Here is a 16,072-nt window from a genome sequence, read left to right on the forward strand (position 1 = left end):
GGGGGTGGTGAGGTGGTGTTGCCACGTGCGGGACGCCCAGTCGTCAGTCGCGGTCCGAACCGCACGGGTCAGTACGTCTAGGGGGCACCACGTCTAGAGGGCACCGCGCTCCTGGGGTGGTCGGGGACCGGAACCCACGGATGCGGCCGGGTGTCGGGAGCTACTCCGTCGCGCGGCGCTGGACGAGGACCTCGATCCCGTCCAGCACGCGCTGGAGGCCGAACTCGAAGGCGTGGTCGGGGTTGATCGCGGAGTTGTGCTCGGCGCCCGCGGCGGCGCCGACCGCCGCCGCCACCGGGTAGGTGTCCGGGTCGGACATCCGCGCCAGGAACGGCTGGTGCGCCTGCCACCACCGCTCGTCGGTCATGCCCGTGTCCCGTTCGGCCTGGGCGCTGTCGACGCTGACCCGCGCCGCCCCGTGCACGAACCCCACGACCAGGGTGATCACCGAGTCCATCTCCACCTGGGTCAGCCCGATCCCGTCCACGGCCCGCAGCTCGTAGTCGTACTTGGCGATCATGTTCGGCCCGAGCACCGGCCGGTTCGTCGCGATCTGCAGCAGCCACGGGTGCCGCAGGTACAGCGCGTGGTTCTCCCGTGCCACCTGCTCCAGCCGCGCCCGCCACGGCTGGCCGGTCAGGTCCGGCCGGGCCGTCTCGCCGAAGACCGTGTCCTGCATGACGTCGAGCAGCTCACCCTTGCCCGGCACGTGGGTGTAGAGCGACATCGTGCCCACGCCGAGCTGCTCGGCGACGCGGCGCATGGACAGCGCGCCGATGCCCTCGCTGTCGGCGACCTCGATCGCGGCCCGCACGATCCCGTCCACGCTGAGGTCGGTCCGGCCCTTGCGGGCGCTGCGCTCGGCAGTGCGCCACAACAGCGCCAGGCTCCTGGCCGGGTCGCCCGTACCGCTGTACCGCGTCGAACCGCTCTGGGCCATGTAACGCCTTCCGCTCCACCGACGACAGGGTCATCGTAACCTCTCGGTACAACGTACGGTACAAAGTACGGACAAAGGTGGTGAGGGAGGAACTCGTGAGTTCGGAGACGGCGATCCGCGCAGAGGGACTGACCAAGCGTTACGGCTCCACGACGGTGTTGGACGGTGTTGACCTGCACGTTCGGCGCGGGAGCGTGGTGGGGCTGCTCGGGCGCAACGGCGCGGGCAAGACCACGACGGTGCGCGTGCTGACCACGCTGCTGAAGGCGGACTCCGGGCGCGCCGAGGTCGCCGGGTTCGACGTGGCGACCCAGGCCCGGCAGGTCCGGGCCGCCATCGGGCTGGTCGGCCAGCACGCCGCGGTGGACGAGATCCTCAGCGGCCGGGACAACCTGGTGATGTTCGCGCGGCTGCACGGGCTGCGCGGCCCGGCCGCGAAGTGGCGGGCGGAGGAGCTGCTGGAGCGGTTCCGCCTGTGCGACGCGGCGAAGCGTCCGGTCGGAACGTACTCCGGTGGGATGCGGCGGCGGCTCGACCTGGCCGCGAGCCTGGTGCTCGCGCCCGAGGTGCTCTTCCTCGACGAGCCGACGACGGGCCTGGACCCGCACAGCCGCGCCGAGGTCTGGGCCGAGGTGCGCGCCCTGGTCGGCGCGGGCGTCTCGGTGCTGCTGACCACGCAGTACCTGGAGGAGGCCGACCAGCTCGCCGACCACGTCGTGGTGGTCTCGGCGGGCAGGGTGATCGCGGAGGGCAGCCCGGACGGGCTCAAGGCGGGACTCGGCGGCGACCGGGTCGAGGTGGTGCTGCGCCACGCGGGCGACCTCGCGAGGGCGAGCGCGGTCATCGCCGCGGCGACCGGCTCGGAACCAGTGGTGGACAACGACATTCGCATGATCGGAGCGCCGGTGGACGACCGGGTCCACGCGCTGACGCGCACGGTCGGCGCGTTGCACGAGGCGGGGATCGACGTCGAGGACGTCACGCTCCGCCGACCGACTCTCGACGAAGTCTTCCTGCACCTCACGAACAAGGAGAGCGCATGAACAAGCTCGCCGCCGACACGTGGACGCTGACCCGGCGGGACCTCCAGCACTGGGTCGCCCAGCCGGCTCCCGTGGTCATCGGCCTGCTGTTCCCGGTGATGACCGTGCTGATGTTCGGCTATCTCTTCGGCGGAGCGCTGACCGTGCCGGGCGGCGGTGACTACCGCGAGTTCCTGATGCCGGGGATGTTCGCGCTCACCGTGGTCTTCGGCATGGAAGCCACCATGGCCGCCGTCGTCACCGACGCCGCGCGGGGCGTGACCGACCGGTTCCGGGCGATGCCGATGGCGTCCTCGGCGGTGCTGCTCGGCCGCAGCTGCGCGGACATGCTCAACGCCGTCGTGGGACTGGTGGTGATCATCGGCTGCGGGCTCCTCGTCGGCTGGCAGGCGAGAGGGAGCTTCGCGGCGACGGTGCTCGCGGTCGTCCTGTTGCTGCTGCTGCGTTTCGCGCTGATCTGGGTGGGCATCTACCTCGGCCTGCTCATCCACGGGCCCGAGGCGGTGACGGCCGCGCAGATCCTGGTGTGGCCCTTGGGCTTCCTGTCCAGCGCGTTCGTCTCGCCGGACACCATGCCGGGCTGGCTCGGGACGGTCGCCGAGTGGAACCCGTTGTCCGCGACGGTCGCGGCAACGCGGACCCTGTTCGGCAATCCCGGCGTCGGCGCGTCCTGGGCGGCGGAGAACGCGCTCGTGCTCGCCGTCGCCTGGCCACTGCTGCTGGTCGCCGTGTTCCTTCCCCTGTCCGTGCGGCGCTACCGCGCTCTCAGCCACTAGGAGCCTTCTTGCACATCCAGATCACCGGCGCGCGGGAGAACAACCTCAAGGACGTCTCGCTGCGCGTCCCGAAGCACGCGATCACCGTGTTCACCGGGGTTTCCGGCTCCGGCAAGTCCTCACTGGTCTTCGACACGATCGCCGCCGAGGCGCAGCGCCAGCTGGGGGAGACCTTCTCGACCTTCATCCGCAACCTGCTGCCCGGACAGGGCCAGCCCGACGTGGACGCCATCGAGAACATCTCGGCCGCCATCGTGATCGACCAGAAGCCGCTGCGCGGCAGCTCGCGGTCCACGGTCGGCACGGCGACGGAGATCTACTCGTTGCTGCGCCTGCTGTTCTCCCGCGCGGGCAAGCCGTACGTTGGCTACTCCAACGCGTTCTCGTTCAACGACCCGGCGGGGATGTGCCCGGAGTGCGACGGGCTCGGCGAGGCGGTGCGGCTCGATCTCGACAAGTTCCTGGACCGGTCCCGGTCGCTCAACGACGGCGCGCTGCTGCACCCGCAGTTCGCGGTGAACGGGTGGTACTGGAAAACCTATGCGGCGTCGGGGCTTTTCGACCTCGACAAGCCGCTGGCGGACTACAGCGAGCAGGAGTGGCAGGTCCTGCTGCACGGGACTGACGCGAAGGTGGCGCTCGCGTGGCAGGGCGGCGAGATCAACTCGGCGTACGAGGGACTGGTGGAGAAGTTCACCCGCCTGTTCATCAAGAAGGACGCCGGTGAGATGTCCGAGCGCAACCGCGCTGTCTTCCAACGCTTCGTCACCACGGCGACCTGTGAGTTGTGCGACGGCGGACGGCTGACCCGAGCGGCGCTGGAGTGCGAGGTCGGCGGGTACACGATCGTCCAGCTCGCCGCGATGGAGGCGACGGACCTGGCCGTCGCGCTGGAGGAGCTCTCCGGGGACTCGGTCGCTCCGGTGCTCGACAGCCTGCGTGACCGGGTGCGGCGGCTGATCGGCATCGGGCTCGGCTATCTCAGCCTGGACCGGCCCACCGGCACGCTCTCCGGCGGCGAGGCGCAGCGCGTGAAGATGGTGCGGCACCTCAACAGCAGCCTGACGGACATGATCTACGTGCTGGACGAGCCGAGTGTCGGCCTGCACCCACGAGACGTCCAGCGCCTCAACGACCTGCTTTTCCAGTTGCGGGACAAGGGGAACACGGTTCTGGTCGTCGAGCACGACCCGGACGTCATCGCCGTCGCGGACCACGTGGTCGACATGGGGCCGCACGCGGGCGCGCGAGGCGGTGAGGTCGTCTTCGAAGGATCGGTCGCCGAGCTGTGCACTGCACCGACGCTCACCGGAACCCATATGCGCCAACAACTTCCGCTCAAGACTGATCCCCGGACGAGAACCGGGACCATCACGGTCGAGGACTTCAGCTCGCACAACATCAGCGGTCTCACCGTGGACGTGCCGACCGGGGTGCTCACGGTCGTCACCGGAGTCGCCGGTTCCGGCAAGAGCACCCTGGTCAACGACGGGTTCCTGGCGGTGTGTCCCGACGCGATCACCATCGACCAGACCGCAGTGGCCACCTCGATCCGGTCGACCCCGGCGACCTACACCGGGATGATGGACGAGATCCGCAAGTTGTTCGCGCGCACCAACAAGGTGAGCGCGTCGCTGTTCAGCTTCAACTCGGCGGGTGCGTGCCCTAACTGCCAGGGGCTCGGCGTGGTCTACACCGACCTGGCGTTCCTGGAAGGGCTCAAGTCCACCTGCGAGGAGTGCCAGGGAAGGCGGTTCACCCCGGAGGTCCTCGGCAACACCGTGCGCGGGGCGTCCATCGCCGACGTGCTCGCGATGACCACGGCCGAGGCGTTGGAGTTCTTCACCGAGGCCAAGATCGTGCGGGTGCTGCGCGCGCTCGACGACGTCGGGCTGGACTACCTCACCCTCGGACAGCCGCTGAGCACGCTCTCCGGAGGCGAGTGCCAGCGCATCAAGCTGGCCACGCGGTCGCACCGCGAGGGCGCCACCTACGTCATGGACGAGCCCACGACGGGGCTGCACATGTCCGACGTGGCCCACCTCCTCGGAGTGCTGGACCGCTTGGTGGACGCGGGCGGCACGGTGGTGGTCATCGAGCACAACCTCGACGTGATCGCCCGCGCGGACTGGGTCATCGACCTCGGTCCGGAGGCGGGCGCGCACGGCGGCCGGGTGGTCTTCGAGGGCGTGCCGGGCGAGCTGCTGGAGGCGACCGGCTCGCACACCGCCGACGCGATGCGCCGTTCTGTCGGTGGGGCGACTTAGTCTGGCCGCATGGCGACTTACGTGCTTGTCCACGGTGCCGGGTCGGACTCCTGGTACTGGCACCTGGTGACGGCGGAGCTGGTGGGGCGCGGCCACGACGTGGTCGCGCCCGACCTCCCCGTCGCCGACGAGTCGGCGGGCCTCGCGGAGTACACGGAGGCGGTGGTGCGCGTGATCGGCGACCGCGAGGACCTGATCGTGGTGGCGCAGTCGATGGCCGGGTTCACCGCCCCGCTGGTGTGCGAGCGGGTGCCGGTCACGCTCCTGGTGCTGCTGGCCGCGATGGTTCCGGCCCCCGGTGAGTCGCCGGGACAGTGGTGGGGCGCGACCGGGCACGAGCAGGCCCGGCGCGAGCTCGACGAGCGCGAGGGCCGCGATCCGGACGCCCCGTTCGACCCGGAGGTGACGTTCTTGCACGACGTGCCGCAGGACGTGCGGGAGCAGCTGTTCGCCAGGGGCGGTGGTGTTCAGGCGGACCGGCCGTTCGCCGACCCGTGGCCGTTGGCGGAGTGGCCGGACGTGCCGACAAGGTTCCTGCTCTGCCAGGATGACCGGTTCTTCCCCTCGGGGTTCCAACGCCGGATCGCCGAGGAGCGCTTGGGAATCACGGCCGACGAGATGCCAGGCGGTCACCTGCCCGCGTTGGCCCGGCCGCTGGATCTCGTCGAACGCCTTGAGGAATACCGCCGTGGTCGAGGTTGAGGTCCTGCGTCGGACGCGGGTGCTGTCCGTCGGGCTGACCGCGCTGTTGTGCATGTGGTTGTTCGGCAACCTCTACGAGCAGATCGTGTGGAACCCGCGGTTGCTCGCCGATCCCCGGCCCGGCTCGTTGGTCGGCGAGTTCGCGGTGGGCAGCCCGGTCTTCTACTACCTGCCCTGGGCACCGCTCACCGTGCTGTCGGCGGTGCTCCTGCGCGTGCGGTTCGGCTCTGTGGTGCCGGGCTCCGTGCGGCGCTCGTGGAACCTCGGACTCAGCGCACTGGCACTCGGGGTGGCCGTGAAGGTCGTGCTCGTGACTCGGGTGAATCCCGTTTTCCGTGACGCCACCGCGTCCTCGGAGCAGGTCTACGACCACGCCGTGCTCTGGGCCTTCGGCAACGGCGGCGTCGTGCTCGCCGTCGCGGTCGCGGTGTACCTGTTCACCGCGTGGCGGCGAGTCTGACCTGTCCCCGGACACGACGACGCCCGCTCACCCCCCAGGATGAGCGGGTCTCGTCGCTCCTTCGCTCAGTCGCTGAAGTTGATGTAGGCGTAGGGCTTGTAGCCGTTGTAGGACCGGGAGTGCGTGCGGTGCGCGGTGCCGCCGGAGCTGCTGGCCTGCTCGTAGACCCAGTACGTGGTCTTCGAGGAGTCGGCCCACTTGTCGAAGATCATCACGTGGCCCGCGCTGCCGAGGCTGCCCGCGCCGAGCTTGCCGATGGCGTCGCCCTGCTTGAGGTTCTCCCACGTGGTGGCCCGCACGACGGCGCCGGGCGTGCCGTAGCCACCGCGCAGCATGCTGTCGGTGTTGTGGTTCACCGGGTTGCCGCTGGAGGTGAGCACGTTCCACACCATCGAGGCGTAGCCGGAGCAGTCCGTCCGCCAGCCCTTGTAGTACTTCGACATGCTGTACGGGATCGGCCGTCCGTTGTTCGCCGTCAGCCAGGTGCGCGCCCTGGCGATCGCCGCGCTCCTGGTGGTCTTCGCCGCGGCTTGGACGTCGTCACCCGCGCTGGTGGTGGCGGCGGGGGCCGCGGGCGCGGCCGAGGGAGCGGCGGCGGCCGGGCTGACCACGCCCACCGTCAGTCCCGCGGCCAGCGCGAGCATCACAATGCTCTTCCTTCGCATGACTGTCTCCTCGTTTCCGTGTGCAGGGTTGGATATGTGGAGAACTCGACCATCATGAGTTGAGGTCCTTGTGGATCGCTGTGGCGACGCCCTCGATGGTGCGGTGGCCGTAGGACTCCGAGGAGTTGCCCTCGGTCAGCACGGCGATCTGGTAGTCCTTGCCCTTGCCGGAGAAGACGCCGAGGCTGTTGATCCGCCAGCCCACCCCGTCGCCCCGGTCGACCCAGCCGTTCTTGACGCGCACGGTGGTGCCGGCGGGGGCGCCGACGGGCGTGCCCCACCGCTGGCCGGCGACGACCTTGCCCATCAGGTCGAGGATGTAGGACTTCGACGCGGCGGTGAGCACGGAGTTGTTGGTGGTCAACAACGTCAGCATCGTCATCTGGTCGGCGGCGGTGATGTGCGTCTTGCCCCACCAGCCGCTGGAGTCGATGGTGGTGCCGCGCATCCCGGCCAGCGCCATGAACTTCTTCATGCCCGCCGCGGTCACCGAGTCCCACAGCGCGGTCGCGGAGTCGTTGTCCGACTTCGTGATCATCGCGGTGGCCCACTGCTTCTCCTGCGCGGTCAACGACCGTCCCGCGTCCTGGGCCTTGCGCAGCACGGCGGCCAGGATGGTCACCTTGATGACGCTGGCCGACTGGAACTGGCGGCCAGCGTTGAGCGTGCAGCTGAGTCCGGCGCCGGGGTAGCGCAGGCTGACCGCGGCCGTGCCCTGCCGCCCCTTGAGCGCCGCCGCGATATCGGTGGCCAGCTTCTTGGCGAGCGCGGGGTTGGCGCTGGAGGTGCACGCCGGTTCGGCGGCGGCGAGGGCCTGTCCGCTCGCGGGCAGCGCGGTGGCGGGCAGCGCGACGACGGCGAGCGCCGCGGTCAGCAGCCGCGCTCGGTTTCTGGCGTTGCTGTGCATGGAATTGCCCCCACTCCGGTCATCAAGGCGATGTGGCGTGGGTCCCACCCTGACAACGCGATCCTGCCTGTGCACTCCTTTTCGGACAGCCGGAAACCACCACCGCACAACCGAAAAACCAGCCCCACCTGCGCTATCACGCGCGCGTCCGACCTCGCCATTCGCGGGCTTATGGGCGCTTTCGGGGGCGGGAAGAGGTCCATAAGCCCGCGAATGGCCTTCTGGTGTGGTTCTGGTGCGATTCAGAGGAAGGAGGGGGAGTGGTCCTTGACCCAGGAGCGGAAGGTTCGGGCCGGGCGGCCCAGGAGGTGCTCCACGGTGTCGGTCACGCGCTCCGGGGTGTGCACGAAGGACTCCCAGGCGGCCAGTCGCGCCGCGACGAACTCCGGGTTGCCCCAGGCCGCGGTCAGCTGTTCGCGGGCGGTCTCCACCGGGAGCTCCTCCCAGCGCACCTCGCGGCCGATGACCTCGCCGATGACGCGGACCTGCTCGGCGTGGGTGATCGACTCCGGGCCGGTGATGACGTACTTCGCCCCGTCGTGCCCGTCGGTGGTCAGCGCGTGCGCGACCACGTCGGCGATGTCGCGCTCGTGGATCAACGACCGGGCGGCCCGGCCGAACGGCCAGCGGACCACGCCGCGCCGGATCTGGTCCGCCCAGGCGAGGGTGTTCGTGGCGAAGTCGATCGCCCGGACGAAGGTCCAGCTCAGCCCGGTGTTCCGGATCTGGCGCTCGATCTCCTGGTGGAAGCTGGTGGGCCGCTCGCCGTCGGCCAGGTCGGTCACGTCGGTGGACAGGTACACGACGCGTTCGGTGTGCGCGGCAATCGTTTCCACGACGCTGGGCTCCACCGGGAGCCCCGGCCACATCAGGTACACGCCGTCCACGTCGCGCAGTGCGTGCTCCCACGTCCGAGGAGACGACAGGTCGCCGGGCACCGCCCGCACGCCTCGGGGGAGGCCGCGGGGGTCGCGGGCCAGGGCGAGCACGTCGGCACCCGCCGAGGTCAGGGCCGAGAGGACGTGCCTGCCCACGTTGCCGGTCGCACCGGTCACCAGGAATCTCACGCGCGGGACGGTAGGACCTCAACCGCGGTTCAGGTCAAGGACGGGTGTAGTTTGGTACCAAACTAACTTGCCGGGAGGCTGTGATGACCGGGATCGACCGCAGGCGGATGCTGGCGCTGACCGGAGGGGCCGCGCTCGCGACGGGGCTGTCCGCCGGGCACGCCGAGGCCGCGACCGAGGTCATCGCCAGGACGAGGTCGGGAGCGCTGCGCGGGGTGCGCCGGGGCGGGGCCGTGGTGTGGCGGGGTGTGCGCTACGCCGAACCGCCGGAGCGCTTCGCCGCGCCCGTTCCCGCGCGGCCCTGGACCGGCGTGCGGGACGCCACCGCTTTCGGCGCGGCGGCCGTCCAGGTGAAGCTCGCCCCGGCACAGCCCGATGTGCCCAACCAGAGCGAGGACTGCTTGTTCCTCAACGTCTACTCGCCGTCGACGAGGGGGCGCCGTCCAGTGATCGTCTGGATTCACGGCGGCGCCTTCGTCGCGGGCTCGGGCAGCGACTACGACGGCACCGCGTACGCGACTCGGGGCGATGTCGTGCTCGTGACGATCAACTATCGGCTCGGCGCGTTCGGGTTCCTCTACCAGCCGCACCGCCCCGGCTCGGGCAACCTCGCACTGCTGGACCAGGTCACCGCGCTCCGATGGGTGCGCGAGCACATCGCGGCCTTCGGCGGCGATCCGGGCAACGTGACGGTGATGGGGGAGTCCGCGGGCGGCATGTCGATCGGTGCGCTGCTCGGTATGCCCGCCGCGCGCGGGCTGTTCCGCAGGGCGGTGGTGCAGAGCGGTGGAGTGCGACCGATCTTCACGAGGAAGGACGCGGCGGTGACCACGAGCGCGATGCTGCGCCGCCTCGGATTGCGGGAGGACCAGAGCGCCCGGCTGGCGCGGGTTCCGGTCGAGGAGCTCGCCGCCGCTGCCTCCGCCGTCGCGGTCGATCCCGACCTCGGCGGTGAGCGCTTCCACCCCGTTCTGGACGGCGAAGTGCTGCCACGGCATCCGATCACCGCGCTCGCTCCCGGGGTGGACCTGGTGATCGGAACCTGTCGCGACGAGGCCGACCAGCTCGCGAAGATGGTGCCCAGCTTCGGGAAAGGGCTGCCGAAGGCGATGCGGGACAAGCTCGGCGACGCGGCGTGGACACGGCTCCAGGACGCCTACCAAGCGCTGACACCGTCCACAAGGGACTGGGAGATGGACCTGCTCAGCGGCGCGTTCGTGGTGATGCCCTCGGTGTGGCTGGCCGAGGCGGCGCATCGGGCCGGTGCGCGGGTGTGGCAGTACCGCTTCGACTACGCGGGCGCGAGCGCCGCCGGACCGGTGCACGGCGCGGACATCCCGTTCACCTTCGGCACGGTTGATGAACGCGCGCTCGCGCCGGGAGCCGATGTCGCGGTCGCCCGCGCGCTCGCGAACACCATGCTCGACGCGTTCTCCGCCTTCGCCCGCGGCGACGGGCCGGGCTGGCGGGAGTTCACCCCGCGCGAGCGGACGACGCTGCTCTTCGACGCGACGCCCACCGTCAGTGCGGATCGGATCGACCCGCGGCTGCGCGCCGCTTGGGACGGCATCGACCCCACCGCGTTCTGATCACCCGCGCCGGGCCGAACCGGTCTCCTCAAGGTGGCTCATCACGTGCCTGAGGGTCCGGTTCAGCTCGGTGACGCGCCTGGGCGAGAGCCCGTCCAGGACGTAGGCCTCCTCGGCGTTGAACTTCGGGAACAGCTCCGTCATGAGCCGTTGCCCCTCCTCCGTCAGCGACAGCACGCTGCGCCTGCGGTCGTCGGCGGGAGTGGTGCGGGCGACCCAGCCGTGCGACTCCAGGGTGCGCACCACGCCGGTGAGCGTGCCCTTGGTGATGCCGCACTCCCGCGCGGCCTGGCCGCTGTCGACGCTCTCCCAGATCCACACCACCCAGAGCACGCCGAAGCCCGCCCACGTCAGCCCGGCCTCCCGCAGCACCGACTGCTCGAAGTGGTGCCGGATCATCGCCGCCGCCCGGTGCAGGTTGTGCAGCGCGGTCATGGCGGCGACGTCGAGCTGGAGCCCGTCGAGCCGCTCGGCGAACGCCTGCTCGGTCTCCCGCAGGGTGTGGTGGCCGGTCACATCGGCAAGCCTAGGCCGTGTCCTGCGAGCAGCGGCACCACCTCACCGACCGCCCACCCCTGTCACCCGGAGCCCGCCACACGTGCCCCTCTTTTCGCGTTTTGTAGCCTTGGCGCGATTTGGGAGCGCTCTTTTGCGCGTCAAGGTGACAAAACGCGAAAAGCCTGACCACGTCAGCACGCGCACCACAGCGCCAGGCTGGCTCGCTACCTCCGGTCATCGGGTTGAGTCGCGGGACAGGCGCTGGGGTGTCGCAGGCGAAGCGGAGCGTTGCGGCTGTCCTTGAACTCGACCGTGGTGAACACCAGGTCCGTGGTCCCGATGTTCTCCAGGTCGTGCAACAGGTACTCGCCGGGGCCGAAGGACAGGTGCTTTGTCTGCCCCTGGTGGTACTCGACCTCGCGGGTCGCCCCGTCATCGGTGTGCTGCCGCCCCCGGCCCGCGGTCACGGCGGTCCAGAAGTAGTCGAGGACGTGGCGGTGCGCGGGCACGCGTTCCCCCGGTGCGAGGCGGATCTCCCAGACCCGGACCCGGTCGGTCTCGCTGAGCAGTCGTTGCCCGACCTGGCCGTTGAAGGCATTGGCCTCGAACTCCTCGCGCAGCCGCGGTGTCCGGCTCATGCCAGCCGCCCTCCGCCGTCGACGTGCAGGACGGTGCCGGTGACGAACGGGTTCTCCATCGCGTAGAGCACCGCCTTGACCAAGTCGCCGGGAGTACCGACGCGGCGGGCCGGGTTGCGCTGCGCCACTCCTTGGAGGAAGGCGTCCTTGCCCTCGCCGAGCCCGTCCCACGCGCCGGAGTCGACGATCCCCGGTGAGACGGTGTTGACCCGCACCGGCGCCAGCTCCACCGCGAGCGCCTCCACCAGGAAGGCCAGCGCGCCGTTGGTGGTGGCCATCACCACTCGCTCCGGGGTCGGCCGCCACGCGGCGACACCGGAGAAGAAGGTGAACGAGCCGCCTTCGTTCACTTGCGCCGCAAGGTGTTTGGCCAGCAGCAGCGGGCCGAACACCTTCGCCGAGAACGCGCGCCGCACCGAGGCGAGCTCCAGTGTGGCGACCGGGCCGTTCGCGGGCATCGCCGCCGTGGACACCAGGTGGTCGAAGGCGCCCGCCTCGGCGGCGAGCGCGGCGATCGAGGCCTCGTCGTCCAGGTCGACCGGGTGGACCCGGGGCGAGCCGGGCAGCTCGGCCGCCGTCGCCGCCAGCCTGCTCGCGTCGGGACCGGCCAGGAGGAGCTCCGCCCCGGCCGCCGAGGCGGTCCGCGCGAGGTGCCTGCCGACGTTCGAGCCCGCGCCGACCACGATCAGCCTGCGCCCGGTGAGAGTGTTGGTCATGCCTTGAACTCTGCGGCCCGAGCCGACCATGCGTCCAAGGCTTGCTTTTTACCGCAGCCATAAGCTCAGCTCATGGCTGGTGGAACGCCTCGATGACCTCCTGGACGCGCAGCGCCGCGGCGAAGTCCGCGAGACCCGGGCCGCGCTCGCCGCGGATCGCGGCGGCGAACAGCGACAGGCGCTTCGCCTGCGAGCCACTGCTGTCGGCCAGTTCCACGGGCCGCCAGTCCTCGCCCTCGGAGACGAACAGCTCGCTCCAGTCGCGCAGCAGGTACGAGCGCCGGGTCCCCCACAGGACCCACTCGTACAGCTCCCCGCCCGCCGCGCCCGCTCGACCGGAGACGTGCACCGGCACCTCGCCCGCGCGGAGCAGGCCGCGGGCGGCGACCTCGCTCGCGCCGGGCGCGTGGTCCAGGCTCGCGTGCACCGGCCGCAACGGCCCCAGGACGCGGTCGGTGAGATACACGAAGTGGGACAACACCTCTCGCACGAAGCCACCCTGCTCGCGCTCGTCCAGCCAGCGCGCGTCCGCCTGGAAGGCCCTGGGCCACCGGGGGAAGTGCAACCGGATGTCCACGCCGCGCACCGAGCCCACCTCGCCCGCCGACAGGGCGCGCTCGACCTCGGTCACCGAACCCTGGTCGGACAACGCGAAGTTCACCGCCGTCGCCAGGCCGCCGCGCTCGGCGGCGTCGCGCATCCGCCGCCCCTCGGCGAGGTCGACCGCGAGCGGCTTCTCGCAGAACACGGCCTTGCCGGAGCTCAGGGCGGCGAGGGTGAACCGCTCGTGCGACGCCGGGGGAGTCGCGATGTAGACCGCGTCGAGGTCGGCCGCCTCGGCGAGCTCCATCCCGTTGGTGGAGAACAGGATCCCGGGGTGGGCCGGGGCGAGGCGGTCGATCGCGGCCGCGCTGAGGTCGCTGGCGCGCCGGACCTCGAAGTCGATGTGGTTGGCGGCGACCGTGAGCACCCGCGTGCCCATCGCGCCGAGTCCGATGACGCCAAGCCGTGTCCGCATGCGCCCCACCCTACGTGGCGATCCGTTCAGTCCACTGTGGATCAATCGAACAGTGTTCGAGGGTGAACTATCGTTGCCGCCATGTCCGCTGACACGCTGGGCCGCGATCAGATCATCCGGGCCACCGTCGACCTGCTCGACGCCGAGGGGACGGACGGGCTGAGCATGCGCCGCCTCGGCGCGCGGCTGGGCGTCGGCGCCACCTCGATCTACTGGTACGTCAAGAGCAAGGACGAGCTCGTCGCGCTGGCCGCCGACGAGGTCTTCGGCGAGATCGAGCTGCCGGACCCCGCGGAGCGCGGCTGGCGCGGCGCCGCGATCCTGATCGCGCACGGCCTGCGCTCGGCGGCGCTGCGGCACCCCTGGCTGGCGCCGGTCCTGGGCACGCATCCCGTTTACGGGACCCGGATCGCCCGTTTCCAGGACCACTGCCTCGGCGTCTACGAGGCGGCGGGGTTCAGCGGTGACGACACCGGCCGGGCGGTGCACGCGGTGTTCGCCTACGTCATCGGCACCACGCTCGGTGAAGCTTCCTGGACGGCGTACGCGCGCGGTGACGGCGCGGAGGAGCGCGCCGCAGAGCTGGCCGCGCGGCGGAGGAAGATCGCCGCACGGTTCCCCCGGCTGCGCGGCGGTGCCCGCCTTCCGGAGAGTTTCGACTTCGGGCTGCGCGTCGTGCTCGACGGCCTGACCGCGCGGCTGGCCGAGAGCGCCTGAACCCGGGGCTCCCCGCGCGTGCGGGCGGCGGATTTGGTTGGGTGGCGGTAGAACCCATCCGAAGGAGTTTCATGCAGGCGACAGTCATCTACGGTGCCGGCGATGTCCGAGTGGAGCGCGTGCCGGACCCCGAGATCATCGAACCCACCGACGCGGTGGTGCGCGTGGTGCGCTCGTGCATCTGCGGCAGTGACCTGTGGCCCTACGCCGATATGAAGCCGAGCGAGCAGGGCAGACGGATCGGTCACGAGTTCCTCGGCGTCGTCGAGGACATCGGCTCGGAGGTCAGCGGCCTGAGCCGGGGCGACCTGGTCGTGGCGCCGTTCGTCTTCTCCGACAACACCTGCGAGTTCTGCGTCGAGGGCCTGCACACCTCGTGCCTGCACGGTGGCGACTGGGGCAGCGACCAGGTGGACGCGGGCCAGGGCGAGGCCGTGCGGGTGCCGCAGGCCGACGGCACACTGGTGAAGCTGCCGTCCAGCGCGGCGGCCGGTGACGCGGCGCTGCTGCCGTCGCTGCTCACGCTCTCCGACGTCTTCTCCACCGGTCACCACGCCGCGGTCAAGGCCGGGGTGAACGAGCGGACCACGGTCACGGTGATCGGCGACGGCGCGGTCGGCCTCTGCGCGGTGCTCGCGGCGAGGCGGCTCGGCGCGGAGCGGATCATCCTGATGGGCAGGCACACCGCGCGCACCGACCTGGGCCGCGAGTTCGGCGCGACCGACGTGGTCGCCGAGCGCGGCAAGGAGGGCACGGAGAAGATCCGCGAGTTGACCGGCGGCCGTGGCACGCACACGGTGCTGGAGTGCGTCGGCACGCTGCCCGCCTTCGAGACCGCCATGCGGGTCGTCCGGGCGGGCGGTGTGGTCAGCAGGGTCGGTGTGCCGCAGTACAAGGACGGCCCGATCGGCGGCCTCCAGTTCGGCAGGAACGTCACCGTGACCGGCGGTGTCGCGCCTGCCAGGCACTACATTCCGCAGCTGCTGCCGGACGTGCTGGACGGCAGGATCGAGCCGGGCCGAGTGTTCGACCGCACCATCGGCATCGGCGAGGTGCCCGACGGCTACCGCGCGATGGCCGACCGCGAGGCGCTGAAGGTTCAGATCGCGTTCTGAGCCACCGCGCGCCCGCCCTGCCAGACCACGCGGATCCGGTCCGGCAGGGCGGCGACGTCGAGCCCCGCCCCGTCTGCCGGGCGCGTCGCTGCTGCCAGTCTCCCGCAGACCGTCCAGCGCGGGCGGGTCGCTTGTGGACCTGTTGCTGGAGATGTCCGATGTCCGGGTCAGAACTGTTGGGCGCCAGGCCCCCGGCTTCGCCGCATTCACAATGTCGACGCACCGAGAAACCTGTCACGCCCCGCAACGAGAACGTCCGCACATTCCACCCCTTGATGAGTGTCTCGTTTGGATCTTGGCGTGTTCCTCCAGCGTGTTCTTCGGGTGTGTTCTTCGGGCGTGGATGAGTTGTCGCGACGGCTGGTGCCCGAGGAACTGTGGACGATGGTGACCAGTGGGTGCCCGCCGTCGTTCGGCGTCGCGGTGCCCACCGCGCGGTACCGGACGACCTCGGCCCCCAAGGGGTCATCGACTGGCCGCGGGCGGTGCTGGACGCGGCGGCGCGGGCGACAAAGGGCGACTGCTGACCCGGTCCGAACCCGACCGGGGCACGCCCTTGCTGCTCGGGGTGTCCGCGGCCACCCTCAACGACCACCTCGCACCGGAAACCACGGCCACCGCAATCCCCGGAGCACCCACCCGAATTCGGCGATAGTGTCATGTTCGCCGACAGTGAAAGATTCGTCGCATCATTTCACCCTATAGGGCCATGATCACTATTTTTGGCGCGATAGAATTGGGTTATGACCCCCGACGAGACCCTCGATGCAATCGAGGACGCCTACCGCGCCGTGAATCACGCGCACGCGGTCCTGGCACGCTGTCTCGCCGATCTGGTGGTCAGCACGGATTTTGCGGAATACCCCTATCTCGGGGATGAGGTCGGCGCTCTGTTGTCGATTTCCTCGCGCAAGGCCAGCACCCTGATCAACCACGCCGAGAACCTCGCCTCCC

At 70.5% G+C, this 16,072-nt stretch carries 17 protein-coding genes and 1 pseudogene; 10 read left to right on the forward strand and 8 right to left on the reverse strand.

What is annotated here, in order from left to right:
* Window positions 1-160: 160 nt before the first annotated feature.
* On the reverse strand, window positions 161-940 hold the full coding sequence (locus ACFFQA_RS33040) for a TetR/AcrR family transcriptional regulator (RefSeq protein WP_377860798.1): 780 nt from the start codon (window positions 938-940) through the stop codon (window positions 161-163).
* Between the two features lie 95 nt (window positions 941-1,035).
* Between ACFFQA_RS33040 and ACFFQA_RS33045 the strand changes: the two genes are divergently transcribed.
* The 5 genes from ACFFQA_RS33045 to ACFFQA_RS33065 are packed head-to-tail and all read left to right on the forward strand — an operon-like array spanning window position 1,036 to window position 6,188.
* Window positions 1,036-1,983, forward strand: a complete 948-nt coding sequence (locus ACFFQA_RS33045) for an ATP-binding cassette domain-containing protein (RefSeq protein WP_377860800.1) — start codon at window positions 1,036-1,038, stop codon at window positions 1,981-1,983.
* Window positions 1,980-2,759 carry an ABC transporter permease gene (locus ACFFQA_RS33050; RefSeq protein WP_377860802.1) on the forward strand — a complete coding sequence of 260 codons (780 nt, stop codon included), beginning with the start codon at window positions 1,980-1,982 and terminating at the stop codon, window positions 2,757-2,759. Before ACFFQA_RS33045 ends, ACFFQA_RS33050 begins: the two co-directional genes overlap by 4 nt.
* 8 nt (window positions 2,760-2,767) lie before the next feature.
* The gene (locus ACFFQA_RS33055) at window positions 2,768-5,026 is read left to right on the forward strand and encodes an ATP-binding cassette domain-containing protein (protein ID WP_377860804.1); all 2,259 of its coding nucleotides are present in this window, start codon (window positions 2,768-2,770) and stop codon (window positions 5,024-5,026) included.
* Window positions 5,027-5,035: 9 nt separating this feature from the next.
* On the forward strand, window positions 5,036-5,728 hold the full coding sequence (locus ACFFQA_RS33060) for an alpha/beta fold hydrolase (protein WP_377860806.1): 693 nt from the start codon (window positions 5,036-5,038) through the stop codon (window positions 5,726-5,728).
* Window positions 5,715-6,188 (forward strand): hypothetical protein, encoded by a 474-nt coding sequence (locus ACFFQA_RS33065; protein ID WP_377860808.1) that lies wholly within the window; start codon window positions 5,715-5,717, stop codon window positions 6,186-6,188. Before ACFFQA_RS33060 ends, ACFFQA_RS33065 begins: the two co-directional genes overlap by 14 nt.
* Before the next feature lie 65 nt (window positions 6,189-6,253).
* On the opposite strand, the gene ACFFQA_RS33070 is transcribed toward ACFFQA_RS33065, so the two are convergent.
* The 3 genes from ACFFQA_RS33070 to ACFFQA_RS33080 form a co-directional block, all read right to left on the reverse strand.
* Complete coding sequence (locus ACFFQA_RS33070; protein ID WP_377860810.1) at window positions 6,254-6,853, reverse strand: hypothetical protein; 600 nt, start codon at window positions 6,851-6,853, stop codon at window positions 6,254-6,256.
* A 52-nt stretch (window positions 6,854-6,905) separates the two neighbouring features.
* The gene (locus ACFFQA_RS33075; RefSeq protein WP_377860812.1) at window positions 6,906-7,760 is read right to left on the reverse strand and encodes a serine hydrolase; all 855 of its coding nucleotides are present in this window, start codon (window positions 7,758-7,760) and stop codon (window positions 6,906-6,908) included.
* 242 nt (window positions 7,761-8,002) lie between these two features.
* Window positions 8,003-8,827 (reverse strand): NmrA family NAD(P)-binding protein, encoded by an 825-nt coding sequence (locus ACFFQA_RS33080; protein ID WP_377860814.1) that lies wholly within the window; start codon window positions 8,825-8,827, stop codon window positions 8,003-8,005.
* Between the two features lie 83 nt (window positions 8,828-8,910).
* On the opposite strand from ACFFQA_RS33080, the gene ACFFQA_RS33085 reads away from it, so the two are divergent.
* Complete coding sequence (locus ACFFQA_RS33085) at window positions 8,911-10,416, forward strand: carboxylesterase/lipase family protein (protein ID WP_377860816.1); 1,506 nt, start codon at window positions 8,911-8,913, stop codon at window positions 10,414-10,416.
* Here the strand turns inward: ACFFQA_RS33085 and ACFFQA_RS33090 are convergent, their stop codons facing one another.
* The 4 genes from ACFFQA_RS33090 to ACFFQA_RS33105 form a co-directional block, all read right to left on the reverse strand.
* Window positions 10,417-10,932, reverse strand: a complete 516-nt coding sequence (locus ACFFQA_RS33090; protein ID WP_377860818.1) for a MarR family winged helix-turn-helix transcriptional regulator — start codon at window positions 10,930-10,932, stop codon at window positions 10,417-10,419.
* Window positions 10,933-11,138: 206 nt separating this feature from the next.
* Complete coding sequence (locus tag ACFFQA_RS33095) at window positions 11,139-11,552, reverse strand: cupin domain-containing protein (protein WP_377860820.1); 414 nt, start codon at window positions 11,550-11,552, stop codon at window positions 11,139-11,141.
* On the reverse strand, window positions 11,549-12,268 hold the full coding sequence (locus tag ACFFQA_RS33100) for an SDR family oxidoreductase (protein ID WP_377860822.1): 720 nt from the start codon (window positions 12,266-12,268) through the stop codon (window positions 11,549-11,551). The genes ACFFQA_RS33095 and ACFFQA_RS33100 overlap by 4 nt, the downstream gene beginning before the upstream one ends.
* Window positions 12,269-12,338: 70 nt before the next feature.
* A complete protein-coding gene (locus ACFFQA_RS33105; protein ID WP_377860824.1) occupies window positions 12,339-13,286 on the reverse strand; it encodes a Gfo/Idh/MocA family protein in 948 nt (315 codons plus the stop codon).
* A gap of 81 nt (window positions 13,287-13,367) precedes the next feature.
* On the opposite strand from ACFFQA_RS33105, the gene ACFFQA_RS33110 reads away from it, so the two are divergent.
* The 4 genes and pseudogenes from ACFFQA_RS33110 to ACFFQA_RS33125 form a co-directional block, all read left to right on the forward strand.
* Entirely contained in the window at window positions 13,368-14,003 is a 636-nt protein-coding gene (locus ACFFQA_RS33110) for a TetR/AcrR family transcriptional regulator (RefSeq protein ID WP_377860826.1), read from the forward strand.
* A 71-nt stretch (window positions 14,004-14,074) separates the two neighbouring features.
* The gene (locus ACFFQA_RS33115) at window positions 14,075-15,118 is read left to right on the forward strand and encodes a zinc-dependent alcohol dehydrogenase family protein (RefSeq protein WP_377860828.1); all 1,044 of its coding nucleotides are present in this window, start codon (window positions 14,075-14,077) and stop codon (window positions 15,116-15,118) included.
* 384 nt (window positions 15,119-15,502) lie between these two features.
* Window positions 15,503-15,761 (forward strand): annotated as a pseudogene (locus tag ACFFQA_RS33120) (IS5/IS1182 family transposase); the annotation flags it as partial.
* A gap of 100 nt (window positions 15,762-15,861) precedes the next feature.
* On the forward strand, window positions 15,862-16,072 hold a 211-nt coding region (locus ACFFQA_RS33125), incomplete at its 3' end, for a hypothetical protein (RefSeq protein WP_377860830.1).

Source organism: Allokutzneria oryzae, from assembly GCF_042429765.1.
Classification (GTDB): Bacteria; Actinomycetota; Actinomycetes; order Mycobacteriales; family Pseudonocardiaceae; genus Allokutzneria; species Allokutzneria oryzae.